Genomic DNA, 18,100 nt, shown 5'->3' on the forward strand with positions numbered 1-18,100 from the left:
CACCCGGAAGGGGCGGCGGGGCGCTCAGGCGAAGCGGGGGCCCAGCGACGCCGGGGCCGACGGGAGGTCGGACGGGGGCAGCGCCGGGAGCGGGGCGCGGTCGAGCCAGCGGCCGAAGAGGGGGGCGAGGGCGGATCCCGACTCCTCCTCGGCGACCGCGATGAAGTCGCGCGGGGTCGCGGTCGCGTGGCGGAACCGTTCGGTCCACGCGCGCAGCACCGCGAAGAAGGCGTCGTCGCCGATCGTGAGCCGCAGCGCGTGGAGCGTGAGCGCGCCGCGCGTGTAGACGCGGTCGTCGAACATGTCGGCCGCACCCGGATCCGAGACGACGATGTCCTGCGGCTCGCGCGCGAGGCGGGCGTGGTGCGCGAGAGCGAGCGCGTGCGCGGTCGGGCCGCCCGACGCCTCCGACCAGATCCACTCGGCGTAGCAGGCGAAGCCCTCGTTGAGCCAGATGTCGCGCCACTGCGCGAGGCCCACGCTGTTGCCGAACCACTGGTGCGCGAGCTCGTGCGCGATGAGGCGCTCGAGGGATCCGCGCCCGTCGATGTGGTTCGCCCCGAAGACCGCGCCGCCCTGCGCCTCGAGCGGGATCTCGAGGTCGTCCTCCGTCACGACGACCGTGTAGTCGGGCAGCGGATACGGCCCGAACGCCTCGGAGAAGACCTCGACCATGCGCGGCAGGTCGCGGAAGTCGCGGGCGACGCGCGGCGCGATCCCGCGCGGGTGGAGGATCTCGCCGCGCACGCCCCCGAGGTCGACCTCGCGCCGCAGGTAGCGGCCGATCTGCACCGTCATCAGGTACGTGGCGGTCGGCTCGTCGCGCTCGAACACCCACGTGCGCCTGCCGCGGGCCGCCCGGCGCGAGACGAAGCCGCCGGACGCGACCGCGTACCCCGCGTCGGTCGTGAGCTCGAGCCGGTAGCTCGCCTTGTCGCTCGGCACGTCGTCGCACGGGAACCACGTGGGCGCGCCCGTGGGCTGCGACGCGACGATGACGCCGTCGTCGAGCTCCTCCCAGCCGAGGGATCCCCAGGGCGTGCGCCGCGGGCGGGGGGATCCCGCGTAGGTCACCTCGATCTCGAACGTGTCCCCCGCGGCGAGCGCGCGGCCCAGCCGGATCTTGAGCTTGTGGTCGCTCTGCTTGAAGCTCGCGCCCTTGTCGCCCGCGACGCGCACCTTCGACGCGCGCAGGCCGACGAGGTCGAAGGAGATCCCCTTCGTGTCGCGCACGGCGCGCCCCGTGATCGTCGCGGTGCCGGCGAGCCGGTTGGCCGAGACCTTGTAGTCGAGCTCGAGCTCGTAGCGGTCGACCGAGATGTCGACGTCACCGCTGCGTGGGGCGTAGGCGTCGCCGCCCGTCATTCGGCGCTCTCCGCGTAGGCGCGGACCTTGACGGCCCGCCACGGGCCGATGGGGTTGCCGCTCCACCGCGAACCCGCGGGCACGGACTCGCCGCGCATGACGAGCGACGCGGGCCCGACGGTCGCGTCGTGTCCGATCGAGGCGGCGGGGAGGATCACGCTGTGCGGGCCGAGGGTCGCGCCCTGTTCGAGCGTCACGGTGTCAGTCGCCATCACACGATCATGGAACAGATGGGTCTGAACCACAGAACCGCGGTTGACGACGGATCCGTCTCCGAGGGTCACGAGGTCGGGCTCGGGCAGCCAGTAGCTGTCGGTCCACACGCCGTGCCCGATCTTCGCCCCGAGGGTGCGCAGCCAGAATGCGAGCGCCGGAGTACCCGCCGCCGCGTTCGCGAACCACGGCGCCGCGAGCATCTCGGTGAAGGTGTCGCTGACCTCGGTGCGCCACACGAAGCTGGACCAGAGCGTGTGCTCGCCCGCCCGGATGACGCCGACGAAGATCCACTTCGCGGCCGTCGTCACGAGCGCCGCGACGGCGCCCGCCGCGAGGAGGACGACGCCCGACAGCAGCACGGCCGCCCACACGCCCCACGCCTCGGCGAGGAGGCCGAGCGCGACGAGCACCGCGACGCCGAGCCCGACGGTCGCGAAGACCGGCACGATGCGGCACATCTCCCACAGCGCGCGGGCGACGCGGAGGCCCGCCGACGGCGCGTAGGTGCGCTCGGCGTCGGCCTCGTTGACGACGCGGCGCAGGCGCATGGCGGGGGATCCGAGCCAGGACGACCGCGCCTTCGCCTTGTCGGGTGCGACGCCGAGAACCGCGACGAGCGCGTCCTTCGGAACCTTGTGTCCCGCCGACGCGAGGCCCGAGTTGCCGAGGAAGGCGCGCTTGCCGATCCGCGCCTCGCCGAGGCGCATCCACCCGCCCCGCAGCTCGTAGGTCGCGAGCATCGTGTCGTCGGCGAGGAAGGCGCCGTCGTCGATGCGGCTGAGCGAGGGCAGCAGCAGGACCGTCGACGCCTCGACGTTCTTCCCGACCTTCGCGCCGAGCATGCGCAGCCACACGGCGGTGAACATGCTCGAGTAGATCGGGAAGAGGAAGGTGCGCGACGCGTCGAGCAGCCGCTCGGTCGTCCAGGCCTGCCACGCGATGCGCGAGCGCGACGGGTGCACCCCGGGCCGCAGTCCGATCGAGAGCAGGCGCACGAGGATCACGACGGCCCCGGCGTAGACGACGCCGATCACGAGTGTCGCGGGCACGAGCCACGCCGCGAGAGCCCCGACGGCGCCGAGGAGCGAGTCGGATCCGCGCGCGCCCCAGGCGAGGACGGCGCCTCCCGTCGCGAACGCGACGAAGGGCAGGAGCGCGAGGCCGATCGAGGAGAGCGCGTAGGCCGCCATCCAGCCGTTGCGGCGGGGCGGGTCGCCGGCCGCGAGCGGCGCCGACTTCCCCGAGACGCGCACGGCGGGGGATCCGGCCCAGCGCTGCTCGGCCTTCACGCGCCCGAAGACGCTCGAGCCGGGCGCGATCTCGGCCCCGCGGCCGACCTTGGCCCCGGGGGCGAGGGTGCTGCGCGCGCCGATCGTCGCGCCGGCGCCGACGTGGATTCCGCCGATGCGGACGGTGTCGCCGTCGATCCAGTAGCCCGTGAGGTCGACCTCGGGCTCGATCGAGGCCCCGTCGCCGATCTCGAGCATGCCCGTGATCGGCGGGAGCGCGTGGAGGTCGACGTCTCGGCCGATCTTCGCCCCGAGGAGCCGCGCATACTGCACGACCCAGGGCGCGCCCGCGAGCCCGACGGCGTCGATCTGCGCGCCGATCTGCTCGGCGAGCCAGAGCCGCAGGTGCACGCCCCCGCCGCGGCGGTGGTCGCCCGGCGCGACGCCACCGAGCAGGAGGCGGGCCGCCGCGGCCGCGATGCCCATGCGCCCGAACGGCGTCGCGAAGACGACGAGCCCGATCGCGATCGCCCACCACGGCGCCGTCGGCAGGAAGCCGAAGCCCGGGAAGAGGTTCAGGATCCAGCCCGCCGCGAGCAGCCAGAGGACCCAGCGCGCGCCGCTCAGGATGAAGAGCGGAACCTCGAGGAGGGTCTGCAGCCACCGCATCGAGCGCGGGGTCGGCGACGCCGTCGAGAAGGTCGCGGGCGCCTGGTCCTCGTCCTCGGACTCGTTCTCGACGGCCGCGGCCATCTGCCCGAGCCGGGGCAGGTCGTAGACGTCGCCCATCGTGAACTCGGGGGCGCGGGCGCGGATCCGCGACACGAGCTGCGCCGCCGCGAGGGACCCGCCGCCGAGCTCGAAGAAGTCGGCGTCGGCGCTCTCGGGCGGCGCGCCGAGCACGGCGGCCCACTGCTCGGCGAGCCACGCGGCCGTGCCCGTGAGCGAGGAGTCGATCTCGCCCGTCTCGAGCGGCCACGGGAGCGCCTTCTTGTCGACCTTGCCCGAGACGCGCACGGGCAGCTCGTCCATGAGGGCGATGAGCGGGATCAGCGGCGCGGGAAGCGACTCGGCGAGCTGGGCGCGCGCCGCGGATCGCTCGAAGCCCTCCGCGGGGACGACGTAGCCGACGAGCAGCGAGACGCCGCCCTCGGACTTCTGCACCGTCACGGCGGCCGCCGACACGTCGGGCAGGTTCTGCAGCGCGCTCTCGACCTCGCCGAGCTCGATGCGGCGGCCGCCGACCTTCACCTGGTCGTCGGCGCGGCCCATGAAGACGAGCCCCTCGCTCTCGGAGCGCACGAGGTCGCCCGAGCGGTAGGCGCGGTCCCAGCCGAGCGACGGCATGGGCGCGTACTTCTCGGCGTCCTTCTCGGGGTCGAGGTAGCGCGCGAGGCCGACCCCGCCGATGACGAGCTCGCCCGTCTCGCCCTCGGCGACGCGTTCGCCCTCGCCGTCGACGACCGCGAGGATCCAGCCGTTGAGCGGCAGGCCGATGCGGATCGGGGCGGATCCGTCCATCTTCGCCGCCGACGCGACGACCGTCGCCTCGGTCGGCCCGTACGTGTTCCACACCTCGCGGTCGGGGCCGACGAGGCGTGAGGCGAGCTCGGGAGGCAGCGCCTCGCCGCCGAAGATGAGGAGGCGCAGGTTCTCGATCGCGTCCTGCGGCCAGAGCGCCGCGAGGGTGGGGACGGTCGAGACCGCCGTGATCCCGTGCCCGAGGAGCCAGGGGCCGAGGTCCTCGCCCGAGCGCACGAGCGCGCGCGGCGCCGGGACGAGGCAGGCTCCGTGGCGCCACGCGAGCCACATCTCCTCGCACGACGCGTCGAACGCGACCGAGAGGCCCGCGAGCACGCGGTCACCGGGGCCGAGGGGCTGCTCCTGCAGGAAGAGGTTCGCCTCGGCGTCGACGAACGCGGCGGCCGAGCGGTGGCGCACCGCGACGCCCTTCGGCACGCCGGTCGAGCCGGAGGTGAAGATGATCCACGCGTCGTGGTCGGGCGTCGGCGGATCGACGAGCGGCTCGCCGCCGGGCTCGGGGTCGTCGCCGTCGAAGAGGTCGGTCTCGGATCCGTCCGCCGCGACGTAGGCGTGCTCCTGGGCGATGCCCGCGACGTGCGCTTCGCCGAAGACGAGGTCGGCGCGCTCCTGCGGGTCGTCGGCGTCGACCGGGACGTAGGCGGCGCCCGCCGCCATGATGCCCAGGATCGCGACGTAGAGCTCGCGGCTGCCCGAGGGCATGCGCACGCCGACCCTGTCGCCCGGCCGCACGCCCGCGTCGCGCAGCCGCGCGGCTGTGCGCCAGACGTGGGCGAGGAGCTCGGCGTAGCTGAGCGCGCCGCCCTCGTCCTCGAGCGCCGAGGCGTCGGGGTGCCGTTCGGCCGTCGCGCGCACGACGTCGATGAGCGTGCGCTCGGGTGCGGCGAGGCCGGAGCGGTCGAAGGGATCGGTCACGGGGTCTCCTTGGGATCCAGCGGCTCGAGCCCCAGGATCCTACCGAGGCGAGGTGAACGGCAGGGGGCCCGTCAGCGCGCGAGGAGCGTCGCGAGCGCGGCCGAACGGCGTTCGAGCTGCTCGGCGTAGCTGCCGTCCCTCTCGGCCCAGCGCAGGTGCTGCGCCGCCTCGACGACCACCTCGTTCGGGGTCGGTTCGCGGACGATGAGACCGATGACCTCGTCGAGGAACTCTCCCATCGGCAGAGCGGCGGGGTTGATCCGCTCCTGCCCCGCGTTCGCGACGGCGGGCGGCACGAGCTCCGTGACGCCGATGCCCGTTCCGGCGAGCTGCGCGCGCAGCGCCTCACTGTAGGCGTGGACGCCGGCCTTCGTCGCGCCGTAGCTCGGCATCGGCGGGAACGGCAGGAAGCCGATGCCGGACGACACCGTGACGATGTCGCCCGATCCGCGCGCGAGAAGGTGCGGCATGAAGGCGTCGACCACGCGCATGGTGCCGAGCAGGTTGATCTCGACCGCCCGCTCCGCCTCCGCCGCGTGGGCGGGGTCACGGAGGTCCTCGATCGGCATGATGCCCGCCATCGTGACGACGAGATCGAGGTCCGGGTGTGCCAGGAGGATCGCGTCGCGGGCGCGGGCGATCGACAGGGGATCGGTGACGTCGATGCGGACCCGGCCGTCGCCCTCGGCAGCCCGTCCTCCGACGATGACGGTGCTCCCGGCCTCGCGCAGGCGGGCGGCGAGTGCCGCTCCGATGCCCGTGGTCCCCCCGGCGATGAACGCGGTGCGTGCGGTGATGTTCATGGTCTCTCCTCGTCTGCGCCCCGTACTCGGGGCTCGGATCCATCGTGTGGTCGCGCTTCGCCCCCAGGGAGTGCCGCGCTCATCCAGGGGTCCGGCGGGGCATCCCCTCGTCCGTCGCGTGGTCGTAGCGTGTGGAGCATGGATCCCGACCGGAACCGCCTCGGCGACTACCTGCGCGCGCGGCGTGACCTCGTCACGCCGGAGCGGGCGGGGATCCCCGGGGGAGGGCGTCGCCGCGTGCCCGGCCTCCGACGCGAGGAGGTCGCGATGCTCGCGGGCATCAGCGCCGACTACTACCTGCGGCTCGAGCGCGGGCGCGACGCGCACCCGTCGGAGCAGGTGCTGTCGGCGCTCGCCCGGGTTCTGCAGCTCGACGATGTCGAGCGGCAGTACCTGCTGGAGCTGGCGCAGCCGGCTCCCGTGCGCCGGCGTCCGGGACATGCCGAGCGCGTACCGCCGCGGCTCGACGCGATGCTGTCGGCACTCGGTGTCCCGGCTTTCGTGGAGGGGCGCGCATACGACGTGCTCGCGTCCAACGCGCTCGCCCGTGCGCTCTCTCCGCGCCTCGTCCCGGGAGAGAACCGGCTGAGGTCGCTCCTGCTCGACCCCGCCGAGCGCGACTTCCACGCCGAGTGGGAGCTGCAGGTCCGCGGGTTCGTCGCCGCGTTCCGCGGAACGGTGCGGGGGCAGGAGGACGACCCGCGGGTCCGGGAGCTCGTCGGCGAGCTGTCACTCGCCTCGGCTCGGTTCCGCGATCTCTGGGCGCGGCACGACGTGCGCGAGCTGGCGGGTGGCACCGCGGAGGTTCGTCATCCCGTCGTCGGCGACCTCACCCTGCATCGCGAGAAGCTGCCCGTCGAGGCCGTGACGCTCGTCGTCTACTACGCGTCCGACGAGACGTCGGCCGAGAGGCTGCGCCTCCTGGGCTCCTCGATCGCGGGTCCCGCCCTCACGCCTCGCGCGTGATCGCGACGCGGACCCCGAGCTCGCTCCCCGACGGCCCGGCGTAGACCCCGCGCAGGGGCGGGACGTCGGTGTAGTCGCGCCCGCGTCCGACCTGCACGTGCCGGTCGCAGATCTCGATCGCGTTCGTCGGATCCCATCCCCGCCACTCGCCCGCGAACCACTCGACCCACGCGTGCGATTCGCCCGTCACGGTCTCGCCGATCGCCGGCTCGGCCTGCGGGTGCAGGTACCCCGACACGTAGCGCGCGGGGATGCCGACCGAGCGGAGGGCCCCGAGCGCGATGTGGGTGATGTCCTGGCACACGCCCTCGCCCGCGGCCCACGCGTCGGCCGCCGTCGTCGACACGTCGGTCGCGCCCGGGACGTACCTGACGCGCGCCGCGACGGCGCGGAGGATCTCCTGCGCCGCGCGATCCGGGTTGGCCTCGGCCGCCGCGATCCCCGCCGCGATGGCCCGGACCTCCTCGTGCGGCTCGGTGCGCGGGGTCTGGGCGATCTGCTCGACGGTCGGAACCGCGGCCGCCGCGGCCGCCGCGAGCTCGGCCCAGGTGAGGTCGACGGGCTCGAGGTCCCTCGGCCGCACCTCGACGACGCTCCGCGCCGTGATCGTCAGGTCGTCGTGCGCCGTCAGCACCTCGAACGCCGCGACGTGGGTTCCGAAGTAGTCGACGTAGGTGCTCACGGCCGTGTGCGGGGCGATGTCGAGCGACGTCGTCATCACGAGCTGCCGCTCGGTCGTGACGGGCGTCATCCGCACCTCGTTGTACGACGCCGTGACGTCGCTCGGGTAGCGGAACCCCGTCTCGTGCTCGATGCGCAGGCGCTTCATCCGACCTCTCCGATCCAGCTGGGCTCGGCCTGCGTCGGGAAGAACTGCTGGCGGATCGCCTCGCTCGCCTCCGTCGACAGGGCCTGCACCCGCTCCATCCGCCCCGGGAGGTCGTCGAGGATCTCGGCGACGGGGGTGTACTCGAGCTCGTGGCGGATCCGCCCGAGCGCCCGCTGCGCGGGATTCGCGTGCCCCGCGCGGCCCGTCTGCGGGTCGATCCCCGCGAGCGATCGCTCGGCCGCCGCGACCGAGAACACGATCGAGCGCGGGAAGAGCCGGTCGAGCAGCAGGAACTCGGCCGCCGCCGCGGCGCTCTGCGCGCCCTGGTAGGTGCGCAGGAACGGGTCGTACGCGCCGCAGGAGCGCAGGATCGTCGTCCACGACGGGCCCGACTCGGGGGTCAGCGACCGCGTCGCCAGGAGCCGGGCGATCATGTCGATCCGCTCGATCGCGCGGCCGAGCGTGAAGAACTGCCACGACTCGTCGCGCGCCGCGTTCGACTCGACGACGCCGTAGGCGAGGGCCGAGCGGTCGAGGACCCACTGGAAGGCCTCGTGCGACTGCCCCGAGCGCAGGCGCCGCGGCATGCGCCTGTTGGTCGTGTTGAGGACCTCCCACAGCTCGGCCGACACGATCTCGCGGGCGCGGCGCGCGTTCTCGCGCGCGGCGCGCACCGAGAACGCGATGCTCGTCGGCTCGTCGAGGTCGACGGCGAGCCTGCGGACGACCTCCTCGCGCCGCACGACCTCGCCGCGCGGGGGCGCCGCGACGCCCATGACCGAGAGCATCGAGCGGCAGGCCGTGTCCTCGTCGGCCCACGGATCCTCGAGCAGCAGCTGCAGGTGCACGTCGAGGATCCGGGCGGTCCCGTCGGCCCTGTCGATGTACCGTCCGATCCAGAACAGGCTCTCGGCGATCCGGCTCAGCATGGCGCCTCCCCCCTCGCCTGCTGCTGTTGCTGTTGCTGTTGCTCGGCCGCGGGCTCGTCCTGGGGCGAGTGCGTGACGGCGGGCTGGTCGTCGTAGACGATCGGGATCGCCTCGGTCGGCGGCGAGGACTGGTCGTCGACGAGGTCGGCGACGCTCGCCCGGCGCCCGTACTCGACCGAGTGGAACGCGGCGGGGCCGCCGACGATCCAGGTGTCCTTCGTGCCGCCGCCCTGGCTCGAGTTCACGACGAGCTGCCCCTCCGGGAGCGCGACGCGGGTGAGCCCGCCCGGCTGCACCCAGATGTCGTTCCCGTCGTTGACGGCGAAGGGGCGGAGGTCGGCGTGGCGGGGCCGGATCCCGTCGTCGACGATCGTCGGGATCGTCGACAGCATGACGACGGGCTGCGCGATCCAGCCGCGCGGATCCGCGATGAGCTTCGCGCGCAGCGCGTCGAGCTCGGCCCGCGACGCGTCGGGGCCGACGACGAGGCCCTTGCCGCCCGACCCGTCGACGGGCTTGACGACGAGCTCGTCGAGCCGGTCGAGCACCTCCTCGAGGGCGCCGGGATCCTCGAGCCGCCACGTGTCGACGTTCTTGAGGATCGGCTCCTCGCCCAGGTAGTAGCGCGTGAGGTCGGGCAGGTACGTGTAGGTGAGCTTGTCGTCGGCGACGCCGTTTCCGACGCCGTTCGCGAGGGTCACGTTGCCGAGCCGGGCCGCGAGCATGAGGCCCGGCGTGCCGAGCACGCTGTCGGCGCGGAACTGCAGGGGGTCGATGTAGTCGTCGTCGACGCGGCGGTAGATGACGTCGACGCGCTGCGGCCCGCGCGTCGTGTGCATGAACACCTTGCCGCCTGTGCAGACGAGGTCGCGCCCCTCGACGAGCTCGACGCCCATGAGGCGGGCGAGCAGCGAGTGCTCGAAGTAGGCCGAGTTGTAGACGCCGGGCGTCATGACGACGATGCACGGATCCTCGACGCCCGCGGGCGCGGCGTTCTTGAGGGCCTGCAGGAGCCGGGTCGGGTACTCGCCGACGGGCCGCACCGCGAGCTGCTCGAACATCTCGGGGAAGGTCTGCGCCATGACCCGGCGGTTCGAGATCACGTACGAGACGCCGGACGGGATCCGGACGTTGTCCTCGAGGACCCGCATCTCGCCGTGCTCGTCGCGGATCAGGTCGATGCCGCCGACGTGCACCCGCACGCCGTTCGCGTAGCGGATCCCCGCGGCCTGGCGGGAGAAGTACTCGCTCGACGCGACGAGCTTCGCCGGGATCACCCCGTCGGCGACGGCCCGCTGCGCCCCGTAGGCGTCGTCGAGGAACGCCTCGAGCGCGCGCACCCGCTGTCGGACGCCCGCCTCGACGCGCACCCACTCGTCGTAGTGGATGATCCGCGGCAGCGGGTCGACGGGCATCGCCCGCTCCTCGCCGGCGAAGTCGAAGGTCACGCCCTGCGCGAGGTACGACGAGGCGAGGGCGTCGGTGCGCCCCCGCAGCTCGTCGGACGTCATGCGGGCCAGGGCGGCGTGGAAGGTGCGGTAGGTGTCGCGCGCGTCGCCGGGCGCCGCGAACATCTCGTCGAACGGCGGGAGGCCGTCGGCGGTGGTCCGTCCCGTCGCCGCGTAGCCCGCGAAGAGATCCGTCATGCCGCGACGCTAAGCGGGCGGCGTGACGGGGAGATTTCGCGCCGGTGTCCGGATCAGCCCGCGAGGACGAGCTGCAGCTGCTCGACGGCCCAGTCGAGCTCCGTCGCCCGGATCGTCAGGGGCGGGGCGAAGCGGATCGTCTGGCCGTGCGTGTCCTTCGCGAGGACCCCGCGGGAGGCGAGCCGCTCGGTGACCTCGCGGCCCGTCCCGACGGCGGGGTCGATGTCGATCCCCGCCCACAGCCCGACGGTGCGGACCTCCGTGACGCCGTGCCCGACGAGCGCCTGCAGCAGGGCGTCGAGGTGCGCGCCGAGCTGCCGCGCGCGCTCCTGCCAGGTGCCGGTCGCGAGCATGTCGACGACGGCGTGGCCGACCGCCGCCGCGAGCGGGTTGCCTCCGAACGTGGAGCCGTGCTGGCCGGGGCCGAGGACCCCGAGGACGGCCTCGTCGCCGACGACCGCCGACACGGGGACGACCCCGCCGCCGAGCGCCTTGCCCAGGAGGTACAGGTCGGGGACGACGCCCTCGCGGTCGCACGCGAACGTGTGCCCCGTGCGGCCGAGGCCCGACTGGATCTCGTCGGCGACGAACAGCACGTTCCGCTCGCTCGTGATCTCGCGCACGCGGCGGAGGTAGCCGTCGGGCGGGACGACGATGCCCGCCTCGCCCTGGATCGGCTCGATGAGGACGGCCGCGGTGTCGTCGTCGATCGCCGCGGCGAGCGCGTCGGCGTCGCCGAACGGCACGGTCACGAAACCGGGCGTGAAGGGCCCGAAGCCGTCGCGCGCCTCCGGATCGTCGCTGAAGCTCACGATCGTCGTCGTGCGGCCGTGGAAGTTGCCCGCCGCGACGACGACCTTCGCGCGGCCGTCGGGGATCCCCTTCACGCGGTATCCCCAGGCACGGGCGACCTTGATGCCGGTCTCGACCGCCTCGGCGCCCGTGTTCATGGGCAGCACGAGGTCCTTGCCCGCGAGCTCCGCGAGCGCGGCCGCGAAGGGCTCGAGCGCGTCGCTGCGGAAGGCGCGGCTCGTGAGCGTCACGCGCTGCAGCTGATCCATCGCGGCCCGCACGATCTCGGGGTTGCGGTGGCCGAAGTTGAGCGCCGAGTACCCGGCGAGCATGTCGAGGTAGCGCCTGCCGTCGGCGTCGGTGACCCAGGCGCCCTCGCCGCCGGCGATCGTCACGTCGAGCGGGGCGTAGTTGCGCGCGACGTGCGCCTCGCCCGTCACTTCGCGCTCCGCAGCTCGAGCGTGCAGCACTTGATGCCGCCGCCGCCCAGGAGCAGCTCGCTGAGGTCGATGAGGACCGGCGTGTACCCGCGCTCGGCGAGCTGCTTCTCGAAGCCCTTCGCGCGCGGTGAGATGAACACGTTCTTCCCGTCCGACGCCGAGTTGAGCCCGAAGACGGCCCCGTCCTCGTCGGACACGTGGATCGCGTCCGGGAAGCGCTCCGCGAGGATCCGCTGGCTCTCCTCATCGAACGCGTGCGGCAGGTAGGCGATCGTGGGCGTCGCGCCCGGCTCGACGACGGGGTCGAGGATCGAGAGCGCCGTGTCGAGGTGATAGAACCGCGGGTCGACGAGGGTCAGCGACACGACCTCGCGGCCGTAGATCCGCTCGAGCTCGCGGTGGCTCGCGCCGTCGGAGCGGAAGCCGCGGCCCGCGAGGATCACGTCGCCCGCGAGGAGGAAGTCGCCCTCGCCCTCGTTCGTCTCGTCGGGGCCCGCGACCTCGAAGCCGTTGTCGCGGAACCACTCGGTGAACCACCTCTCCTCGCCGGCGCGCTCCTGGTAGCGGAACTTCGGCGGGTAGGCGACGCCGTCGATCACGAAGCCGCCGTTGGCGGTGTAGACCATGTCGGGCAGGCCCGGCTGGGGCTCGATCAGCTCGACCTCGTGGCCGAGCGTGATGTAGGCGTCGTAGAGGGTCTGCCACTGGCGGACGGCGTTCGACGTGTCGGTCGGCTCGTTCGGATCCATCCACGGGTTGATCGAGTACGACACCGTGAAGAACTCGGGCCGGCACATCAGATAGCGGCGCCTCTGCTGGACGCGCTCCGCCGGCTGGGGCAGCTCGGTGGGCTGGGACATGTGGGACGCTCCTCGTCATGCAACGGGTGGCGGACGCCGTCCAGGGGCCTCGCGGAGTGACTCAACACCTGCGCAGGGGCACGCCGTGATCATTCTGGCACCCGGGCCCGCGGATCCGCCTGCCGAACCCGCCGGGATCCATGCGCGGGGATGCCGATTTCTCCCGCGCCGCGGGCGGTCCTAGGCTCGCGCCATGAGCACCGAAACCGCTCCCGCTGTCCTCGTCCGACCCATCCGCGATGTCGACGCGGAGGCCATGGGTCGCGTTCACGCCCAGGTCTGGCACGAGACCTACGACGGCATGATCTCCTCCGCCGCGCTCGAGGCCGTCTCGCCCCGTCGCCTCGCGGATCTGTGGGCCAACTACGCCGAGCGCGGCCCCGAGTACCGCCACGCCGCCGCCCTCGTCGACGGAGAGATCGTCGGCTTCGCGGGATCGGGCCCCGCCCGCGACGACGACGCCCCCGCGCCGCGCGAGCTGTACTTCGTGTTCCTGCTCGACACGTGGCACCGCAAGGGCATCGGGCGCGCGCTCTTCGACGCCGTCGTCGACGAGGGCGAGCCGCTCTACGGCTGGATCGCGCGCGGCTACCCGGGCGGCCCCGACTTCTACGCGAAGCGCGGCTTCCGCCTCGACGGCGTCGAGCGCACCGAGCCCTTCCTCGGCGAGGAGCTCACCGAAGTGCGCTTCTCGCGGTGACCCTCCGGATCTGGGCGCCGGGCGGGATCGGGGAGGTCGCGTCCGGCGCCGACCTCGCGGCCGTCGTCGGCGACGCGCTCGCGGCCGCGCCCGAGGGCGTCGAGCAGGGCGACGTCGTGGTCGTCACGAGCAAGATCGTCTCGAAGGCCGAGGGCCGCTTCGTCGAGGCCGACGATCGCGAGGACGCGATCACGGCCGAGACCGTCCGGGTCGTCGCGAGCCGCACCAACCCGGCGACGGGGCACACGACCCGCATCGTCGAGAGCCGGCTCGGCATCGTCGCCGCGGCGGCGGGCGTCGACGCGTCGAACACCCCCGAGGGCACGATCCTCCTCCTCCCGCTCGATCCCGACGCCTCCGCGCGCGCCCTCGCGGCGGCCCTGCGCGAGCGCTTCGGCATCGACGTCGGCGTCCTCCTGAGCGACACCCTCGGCCGCGCCTGGCGCGACGGCCAGGTCGACCAGGCGATCGGCGCGGGCGGCGTGCGCGTCTTCGAGGACCTCCGCGGATCCGCCGACGCGCAGGGCCGCGAGCTCTCGGTCACGCTCCCGTGCGTCGCCGACGAGCTGTGCAGCGCGGCCGACCTCGTGAAGGGCAAGGCGTCGGGACTCCCCGTGGCCGTGATCCGCGGGCGCGGCGACCTCGTGGGACCGCTCGATCTGCCCGGCGCGCGCTCGATCCCGCGCACGGGACCGACCGACATGTTCCGCAAGGGCTACGACGAGGCCTACGCCGACGGATACGAGGCCGGACGATCCGTCCAAGGGTGAGACGCGCGGTCTGACGCCTCGTTCATCCCCCGTTCACAATCCAGGCCACGCACACGAAACGTCCTGTGTGTACTAAAGATGGAGTGCGCCCCGTCCCGACGGCGCCTCCCTCACTCACACAGCGAAGGATCCCCATGCGTTCGACCACGAAGCGCAGCATCGTCGCCGCCGCGGCCCTCGGTCTCGCCGGCAGCATGCTGCTCGTCCCTCAGGCGGCGACGGCCGCCACGACCGACGAGGGCACGACCGACATCCAGCTGCTCTCGATCAACGACTTCCACGGTCGCCTCGAGCAGACGAGCGGCGCGACGGGCGTCGCCGGCCTCTCGACGATCGTCGAGCAGTACACGGCCGAGAACCCCAACACGATGCTGATCTCGGCGGGCGACAACATCGGCGCCTCGACCTTCACGTCGTTCATCTCGCAGGACACCCCGACGATGCAGGGCCTCGTCGCCGCGGGCCTGCAGGTCTCGGCCGTCGGCAACCACGAGTTCGACAAGGGCTACGACGACCTCGTGGGCCGCGTGACCGACACGTACGCCGCGGCCGGCGCGGACGCCGCCGACCTCACGCTCGGCGCGAACGTGTACAAGAAGGGCACGACCGAGCCCGCGCTCCCCGGATCCACGATCAAGGAGATCGGCGGCGTCAAGGTCGGATTCATCGGCACCGTGACCCCCGAGACCGCGACGAAGGTCTCGCCCACGGGCATCGAGGACATCGAGTTCGGCGACCAGGTCGAGGCGGCCAACCGCGAGGCCGAGACGCTCAAGGGCGAGGGCGCCCAGGCGATCGTGCTGCTGACGCACTCGGGCTTCGCCTCGAGCGAGGGCGACGACGTCACCTGCGACCAGCTCATGGGCGAGAACACCGACTTCTCGAACCTCGTGACGAACGCGACGAGCGACATCGACGTCATCATCTCGGCGCACACGCACCAGACCTACAACTGCGTGATCGACGGGCGCACCGTGATCCAGCAGGGCCAGTACGGCGAGGAGTTCGGCGACATCGACCTCTCGGTCGACAACGCGACGGGCGCGGTCACGGCGAGCGCCGAGATCATGCCGACCTACGACGACGAGGGCGCCTCGCTCTACTCCGAGGACCCGGCGCTCGCGCCGATCGTCGACGCGGCCGTCGCGACGGCCGAGGAAGAGGGCACCCAGGTCGTCGGCCAGGTGTCGGGCGACATCCTGCGCGGCGGCGACCCCTCGGGTGACGACCGCGGCGTCGAGTCGACGGCCGGCAACACGATCGCCGACATCTACCTCTGGGCGACGACCGACTACGCGAAGTACGGCGGCGAGCCGGCCGACCTCGCGGTCATGAACGCGGGCGGCATCCGCGCCGACATCCTGTACGGCGAGGACGGCACCGTCACCTACAAGGCGGCGGCCGACATGCAGCCCTTCGCCAACACGATCACGACGACCGAGCTCACGGGCGCCGCGATCAAGCAGCTGCTCGAGGAGCAGTGGCAGCCCGGCGCCGAGCGCCCGAAGCTGCAGCTCGGCGTCTCCGACGGCTTCAGCTACGAGTACGTCGACAACGCCGACGGCACCGGAACGATCATGTCGATGACCCTGAACGGCGAGCCGATCGACGAGAGCGCGACCTACACCGTGACGACCAACTCGTTCGTCTCGGCGGGCGGCGACGGCTTCACGGCCTTCAACAGCGCGGCGGCGGTCGACGCGGGCCTCGTCGACCTCGAGTCGACGGTCGACTACTTCGCCGAGCACGACGTCGTCGACCCCGCGCCCCTCGGCCGCGCCGTCGTCTACGCCGAGCCGGCCGAGACGCCGACGCCGACGCCGACGCCGACGCCGACGACCGAGCCCACCTCGGAGCCCACCTCGGAGCCCACCTCGGAGCCCACGACCGAGCCGACGACGCCCTCGGCGACGACGGCCCCGACCGATGCTCCGTCGGACGCCCCGATCGTCCCCGCCGCGTCGACGACGCCGACGCCGGGCGCCGACGGCGGCTCGCTCATCGCGACGGGCGGCTCGCCCGCGATCGCCATCGCGTTCGGCGCCGCGGCGCTGATCGCGGCCGGTGCGATCATCGCGATGCGCGCTCGCTCGCGCCGCGCCTGATCCACGGCCCGCAGGGGGCGCGGGGGCTTCGGCCCTCGCGCCCCCTGCGGCGCCTCACGACGCAATACGCTGAGCGGCCGTGCGGATCCGTTCGGTAAGAATGGATCCGTGACGAGACGCCCGACGTGGATCCAGGTCGTCGCCGGGCTCTTCGCCGCGGCGGCGCTCGTGCTCATCGCCTGGTGCGTCGTGTTCGCGACGCGCGCGCTCGTCGCGACGGAGCCCTGGCAGGCGTTCCTCACGCGCTTCCCCGGCGACGGGGCGATCCTCGAGCAGACGGCGCCGGGGATCCCCGCTTTCGTGTCGTGGACGCACTTCCTCAACGCGTTCTTCCTCGTCATGATCATCCGCACGGGCCTGCGGGTGCGGCACGAGAAGCGGGCCGGCGGCCTGTGGACGTCGCGGCGCGTGAAGAAGCGCCGGATGTCGCTCGCGCTGTGGGCGCATGTCGCGGTCGACGTGCTGTGGATCCTCAACGGCATCGTCTTCGTCGTGCTTCTGTTCGCGACGGGCCACTGGGCGCGGATCGTGCCGACGAGCTGGGAGGTCTTCCCGAACGCGCTGTCGGCCCTCATCCAGTACGTGTCGCTCGACTGGCCGACCCACAACGGGTGGGCGAACTACAACGCGCTGCAGCAGCTGAGCTACTTCGCGATCGTGTTCCTCGCGGCGCCCGTCGCGGCCGTCACGGGGTACCGGCTGAGCGCGTTCTGGCCCAAGACATGGACCTGGTTCCCCACGGAGCTCGCGAAGCGCCTGCACTTCCCGACGATGCTCTTCTTCGTCGCGTTCGTCGTCGTGCACGTCGGGCTCGTCTTCGCCACGGGGGCGCTGCGGAACCTCAACCACATGTACGGCGGCCAGGACGCCGTGAGCTGGACGGGGTTCTGGATCTTCGCCGCGACCGTCGTGGTCATGGTCGTGGGGTGGATCGCGGCCCGCCGGGATCCCTGGATCGCGAAGCCCGCGGCGCGGACGGGCGACGTCCGTCTCATGAAGACGAAGTAGTTCTCCCGGCTCGGACGCAGGTGGGGCCCGTAGCTTCGCTCGTCAATTGGTTGCACAGGCAATCGATTGAGACTCGTCGCCCATCCCGCCTACTCCAGGAGACGCCATGCACGACGCAGCACCCCTCTCACGCCGTTCGCCCGTCATCGGAACGATCGTCGTCCTCGCCGGACTCGTCATGATCGCGGCCGCGGTCGCGGCGTGGATCCTCATCACGACCCAGCTCCGCGCCGAGAACATCGTCGTCGGCGACGCCGCGCCGTTCCTCGCGGGCGCGACGGTCGCCGACCCGCTCTCGGCCTTCGCGCAGGCCCAGGTCCTCGCGCAGGACATCGCCAGCATGTCGGGCGGGCAGTCGTTCGCCGACCTCGCGATGGACGACCCGATCCGCGAGTCGGTCTACCAGGCGACGACCCTGCGGGCCTCGCTCTTCACCTCGGTGATGGCATACGGCCTCGCGGCATTCGTCGCGGGGTCGGGCATCGTCACGGCTCTCATCGGCTGGGCGCTCCGCCGCCGCTGAGGGCACGTCGCCCGGGGAGCGACGCGCGGATCAGACCGTCGTGAGGACGGGGAACTCGGGGTACGGATCCGGGTCGGGGTTCGCCGCGTCGCCCTCCGGGTCGGGCGTGTAGAAGCAGTCATCGGGATCGATCGGCCCAGACTCGGGCGGCACGAGATCGAAGGCCGCGGGCTCGGGCCACTCGAACTCGGAGGTATCGAACTCGGAGGTATCGAACTCGGACCACACGGCCCCCGGCAGGTCGAGATCGGACCACACGACACCGGACGGGGCGGCACCGGGTTGCCCGACCGGGTCCGGGCTCGAGTTGGGGTTCTGGCTCTGGTTCGGGTTCGGGTCGTGCCGTCCCGCCCCGGCGTCGTCGCCCGGTGGGGTGGTGTGTTCGGCCTCGCGGAAGAAGACTCGGGATCGGGGGTGCGTGTCGTACCCGCGCCCGCTCGGGGCGGTCCATCGCATCACCCC

General features: G+C 72.7%; 15 protein-coding genes. 6 read left to right on the forward strand and 9 right to left on the reverse strand.

From position 1 onward, the window contains the following. Positions 1-24 precede the first annotated feature (24 nt). From H576_RS14895 to H576_RS0107925, 3 genes are all read right to left on the reverse strand, one after another. Positions 25-1,365 carry a M1 family metallopeptidase gene (locus tag H576_RS14895; RefSeq protein WP_051172414.1) on the reverse strand — a complete coding sequence of 447 codons (1,341 nt, stop codon included), beginning with the start codon at positions 1,363-1,365 and terminating at the stop codon, positions 25-27. Further along, positions 1,362-5,267, reverse strand: a complete 3,906-nt coding sequence (locus tag H576_RS0107920; RefSeq protein ID WP_029150492.1) for a Pls/PosA family non-ribosomal peptide synthetase — start codon at positions 5,265-5,267, stop codon at positions 1,362-1,364. The genes H576_RS14895 and H576_RS0107920 overlap by 4 nt, the downstream gene beginning before the upstream one ends. Positions 5,268-5,338: 71 nt before the next feature. Beyond that, positions 5,339-6,070, reverse strand: a complete 732-nt coding sequence (locus tag H576_RS0107925) for an SDR family NAD(P)-dependent oxidoreductase (RefSeq protein WP_029150493.1) — start codon at positions 6,068-6,070, stop codon at positions 5,339-5,341. 138 nt (positions 6,071-6,208) lie between these two features. Between H576_RS0107925 and H576_RS0107930 the strand changes: the two genes are divergently transcribed. Then, positions 6,209-7,036, forward strand: coding sequence for a helix-turn-helix domain-containing protein (locus tag H576_RS0107930; protein ID WP_036319944.1), 828 nt, complete (start codon positions 6,209-6,211; stop codon positions 7,034-7,036). Here the strand turns inward: H576_RS0107930 and H576_RS0107935 are convergent. The 5 genes from H576_RS0107935 to ddaH are packed head-to-tail and all read right to left on the reverse strand — an operon-like array spanning position 7,020 to position 12,532. Beyond that, entirely contained in the window at positions 7,020-7,865 is an 846-nt protein-coding gene (locus H576_RS0107935; protein ID WP_029150495.1) for a transglutaminase family protein, read from the reverse strand. The two genes, H576_RS0107930 and H576_RS0107935, sit on opposite strands and share 17 nt — an antisense overlap. Next, entirely contained in the window at positions 7,862-8,794 is a 933-nt protein-coding gene (locus tag H576_RS0107940) for an alpha-E domain-containing protein (RefSeq protein WP_029150496.1), read from the reverse strand. Before H576_RS0107940 ends, H576_RS0107935 begins: the two co-directional genes overlap by 4 nt. Beyond that, positions 8,788-10,440 (reverse strand): circularly permuted type 2 ATP-grasp protein, encoded by a 1,653-nt coding sequence (locus tag H576_RS0107945; protein ID WP_029150497.1) that lies wholly within the window; start codon positions 10,438-10,440, stop codon positions 8,788-8,790. Before H576_RS0107945 ends, H576_RS0107940 begins: the two co-directional genes overlap by 7 nt. Positions 10,441-10,493: 53 nt before the next feature. Next, positions 10,494-11,672, reverse strand: coding sequence for an ornithine--oxo-acid transaminase (rocD, locus tag H576_RS0107950; protein ID WP_245559140.1), 1,179 nt, complete (start codon positions 11,670-11,672; stop codon positions 10,494-10,496). Beyond that, positions 11,669-12,532 (reverse strand): dimethylargininase, encoded by an 864-nt coding sequence (gene ddaH, locus H576_RS0107955; RefSeq protein ID WP_051172416.1) that lies wholly within the window; start codon positions 12,530-12,532, stop codon positions 11,669-11,671. Before ddaH ends, rocD begins: the two co-directional genes overlap by 4 nt. Before the next feature lie 193 nt (positions 12,533-12,725). On the opposite strand from ddaH, the gene H576_RS0107960 reads away from it, so the two are divergent. From H576_RS0107960 to H576_RS14910, 5 genes are all read left to right on the forward strand, one after another. Next, positions 12,726-13,232: a GNAT family N-acetyltransferase gene (locus tag H576_RS0107960; protein ID WP_029150500.1), complete on the forward strand. Its 507-nt coding sequence runs from the start codon at positions 12,726-12,728 to the stop codon at positions 13,230-13,232. Next, positions 13,229-14,002, forward strand: a complete 774-nt coding sequence (gene cofE / locus H576_RS0107965) for a coenzyme F420-0:L-glutamate ligase (protein ID WP_029150501.1) — start codon at positions 13,229-13,231, stop codon at positions 14,000-14,002. The genes H576_RS0107960 and cofE overlap by 4 nt, the downstream gene beginning before the upstream one ends. 134 nt (positions 14,003-14,136) lie before the next feature. Next, positions 14,137-16,107, forward strand: a complete 1,971-nt coding sequence (locus tag H576_RS14900) for a bifunctional metallophosphatase/5'-nucleotidase (RefSeq protein WP_051172418.1) — start codon at positions 14,137-14,139, stop codon at positions 16,105-16,107. Between the two features lie 108 nt (positions 16,108-16,215). Next, on the forward strand, positions 16,216-17,115 hold the full coding sequence (locus H576_RS14905; RefSeq protein ID WP_051172420.1) for a cytochrome b/b6 domain-containing protein: 900 nt from the start codon (positions 16,216-16,218) through the stop codon (positions 17,113-17,115). Positions 17,116-17,221: 106 nt separating this feature from the next. Next, entirely contained in the window at positions 17,222-17,638 is a 417-nt protein-coding gene (locus tag H576_RS14910) for a hypothetical protein (protein ID WP_051172423.1), read from the forward strand. 30 nt (positions 17,639-17,668) lie between these two features. On the opposite strand, the gene H576_RS16880 is transcribed toward H576_RS14910, so the two are convergent. After that, positions 17,669-18,100, reverse strand: a 432-nt coding sequence (locus H576_RS16880; RefSeq protein ID WP_211215784.1) for a hypothetical protein, incomplete at its 5' end; no start/stop codon positions are given.

Origin of the sequence: Microbacterium indicum DSM 19969 (assembly GCF_000422385.1) — a bacterium.
GTDB lineage: Bacteria > Actinomycetota > Actinomycetes > Actinomycetales > Microbacteriaceae > Microbacterium > Microbacterium indicum.

What these genes read in the sequence shown, in the direction of transcription:
- ddaH (WP_051172416.1), bottom strand. Translation starts at nt 12,532, where the DNA reads ATGTCCCAGCCCACCGAGCTGCCCCAGCCGGCGGAGCGCGTCCAGCAG.
- H576_RS0107935 (WP_029150495.1), bottom strand. Translation starts at nt 7,865, where the DNA reads ATGAAGCGCCTGCGCATCGAGCACGAGACGGGGTTCCGCTACCCGAGC.
- H576_RS0107940 (WP_029150496.1), bottom strand. Translation starts at nt 8,794, where the DNA reads ATGCTGAGCCGGATCGCCGAGAGCCTGTTCTGGATCGGACGGTACATC.
- H576_RS0107945 (WP_029150497.1), bottom strand. Translation starts at nt 10,440, where the DNA reads ATGACGGATCTCTTCGCGGGCTACGCGGCGACGGGACGGACCACCGCC.
- H576_RS0107960 (WP_029150500.1), top strand. Translation starts at nt 12,726, where the DNA reads ATGAGCACCGAAACCGCTCCCGCTGTCCTCGTCCGACCCATCCGCGAT.
- H576_RS14910 (WP_051172423.1), top strand. Translation starts at nt 17,222, where the DNA reads ATGCACGACGCAGCACCCCTCTCACGCCGTTCGCCCGTCATCGGAACG.
- H576_RS0107930 (WP_036319944.1), top strand. Translation starts at nt 6,209, where the DNA reads ATGGATCCCGACCGGAACCGCCTCGGCGACTACCTGCGCGCGCGGCGT.
- H576_RS14895 (WP_051172414.1), bottom strand. Translation starts at nt 1,365, where the DNA reads ATGACGGGCGGCGACGCCTACGCCCCACGCAGCGGTGACGTCGACATC.
- H576_RS14900 (WP_051172418.1), top strand. Translation starts at nt 14,137, where the DNA reads ATGCGTTCGACCACGAAGCGCAGCATCGTCGCCGCCGCGGCCCTCGGT.
- H576_RS0107925 (WP_029150493.1), bottom strand. Translation starts at nt 6,070, where the DNA reads ATGAACATCACCGCACGCACCGCGTTCATCGCCGGGGGGACCACGGGC.